General features: G+C 73.7%; 4 protein-coding genes. 1 reads left to right on the forward strand and 3 read right to left on the reverse strand.

All coding sequences use genetic code 11. From position 1 onward, the window contains the following. Positions 1–118: 118 nt before the first annotated feature. The gene (locus FRZ03_RS39305; protein WP_186785599.1) at positions 119–295 is read left to right on the forward strand and encodes a hypothetical protein; all 177 of its coding nucleotides are present in this window, start codon (positions 119–121) and stop codon (positions 293–295) included. A gap of 19 nt (positions 296–314) precedes the next feature. On the opposite strand, the gene mscL is transcribed toward FRZ03_RS39305, so the two are convergent. The 3 genes from mscL to FRZ03_RS39315 form a co-directional block, all read right to left on the reverse strand. Then, positions 315–773, reverse strand: a complete 459-nt coding sequence (gene mscL / locus FRZ03_RS24940) for a large conductance mechanosensitive channel protein MscL (RefSeq protein WP_146467381.1) — start codon at positions 771–773, stop codon at positions 315–317. 138 nt (positions 774–911) lie between these two features. Then, the gene (locus FRZ03_RS39310) at positions 912–1,406 is read right to left on the reverse strand and encodes a CpaB family protein (protein WP_222443407.1); all 495 of its coding nucleotides are present in this window, start codon (positions 1,404–1,406) and stop codon (positions 912–914) included. Position 1,407: 1 nt separating this feature from the next. Further along, positions 1,408–1,595 (reverse strand): hypothetical protein (locus tag FRZ03_RS39315; RefSeq protein ID WP_186785601.1); only part of this gene is annotated, 188 nt, incomplete at its 5' end.

The following is a 1,595-nucleotide window of genomic DNA, read 5'->3' on the forward strand; positions in this document are numbered from 1 at the left end:
GGCCGGGGTGGAACTGGACGTCATGGCTCCCAGCAGAGCAGAAAACCGGGCCACCGGCTGGTGAACGGCCTCACGAGCGGCCGTGGGGCCGCCGGGACGGGGGTCGTACCCTGGACGCATGAGCGACGCCCCCGTACCCGACCAGCGCGACCCGAAGCCCGCGCTGGTCTTCGACGACCCGCTGGACCAGCAGTCCTCGGACGACACCGACCGCGGCTGGGGCGAGCGGCCGGACGGCGACAGCGCGTCCGACCTCAAGCGCTTCCTCGACGAGAAGCCGCCGCACCACATCTGAGCCGGCGGCGGACGCCGCCCTAGCGTTCGTCGTGCCCCGCCGCGCGCTGGGCCAGCAGCGCGTCGCGGATCTCCTTGAGGACCTCCAGCTCGGTCACCTCGACGATCTCCTTCGTGCCCTCCCGCGCCGCCTTGCGGTCCGCCTGGCGGGCCAGGTACTTCGACATCGGCAGGACCATCAGGAAGTACACGACGGTCGCCGTGATCAGGAAGGACAGCGTGGCGCCGAGGACGGAGCCCCACATCAGCTGGATGCCGTGCGTCCCGTGGCACGAGCCGCTGAGGCACGTGCTGTAGTTGTCCAGGTTCTGCGTGCCGATCGCACCGACCAGCGGGTTGATGATCCCCTTCACCAACGCGTTGACGATGTTCGTGAAGGCGGCGCCGATGACCACCGCCACGGCCAGGTCGATGACGTTGCCGCGCATCAAGAAGGCCTTGAAGCCCTGCCAGACGCTCGATTCCTTCTTCGCGCTCACCTCTGGGACGCTCCTCGTGTACACAAGCTGTGGAACAAAACGCTCCGCAACCTACGGCACGGTACGGCCATCGTGTCCAATCCCGTCCCTCGAACGAGCGACTTGACAGTGAGTCGTCAAGCAGCGGACCGCCTCGGTTCAGCACAGCGTCACCGCCAGCCGCGCCGTGGCGCCCGCACCGACGAGCCCCGCCGCCGTGGCGCGCGGCACCGCCAGCACGATCAGCGCGCCGCCCTCCGCCACGCCGTCCGGCGGCCGCGGCACCCTCGTCACCCGCGCCCCGCGCGCGAGCACCCGGGCACTGCTCCCGGCCGCCGGGTCCTGAGCGGCGACGACGTCCACCCGGTCGCCGGGGCGCAGCAGCCGGACCGTGTCCGCGTCCGCGATCCGCACGGGTGCCGCCACCAGTTCCGCCGGGCGCTGCCGCTGCGGGGGACCCGCGGCCGGGTGTCCGCGCGCGTGTCCGGTGCGCGGTGCCGGGGCGGGGTGGTCCGCCGGAGCGCGCGGCCCCGCCGCCACCAGCGCCGCCGCGGTCACCGCGAGGCCGGCCGCCACCGCCCGCCCCCGGCGCCGTACCAGGCGCTGCACGCGGTACCGCCCGCCGCGCACCCGCACCGGGGCGAACGGCGGCACCTCACAGGGCGCGGGCGCGTCCGCGCCCAGGGGAAGCGGCGGGCGCGGAAAGGGCGGACGCGCGGCGGACGAGGGCAGCGGAGGGGGCGAGGGCAGCGGAGTGGAGGAGGGCGGAGGAGAGGAAGGCGAGGAAGGCCAGGGCGGAGGGGACGACGGCAATGAAGGCCAGGGTGAAGGGGGCGAAGGCAG

This window comes from Streptomyces misionensis, from assembly GCF_007896895.1.
Classification (GTDB): Bacteria; Actinomycetota; Actinomycetes; order Streptomycetales; family Streptomycetaceae; genus Streptomyces; species Streptomyces misionensis_A.

What these genes read in the sequence shown, in the direction of transcription:
- FRZ03_RS39305 (WP_186785599.1), top strand. Translation starts at nt 119, where the DNA reads ATGAGCGACGCCCCCGTACCCGACCAGCGCGACCCGAAGCCCGCGCTG.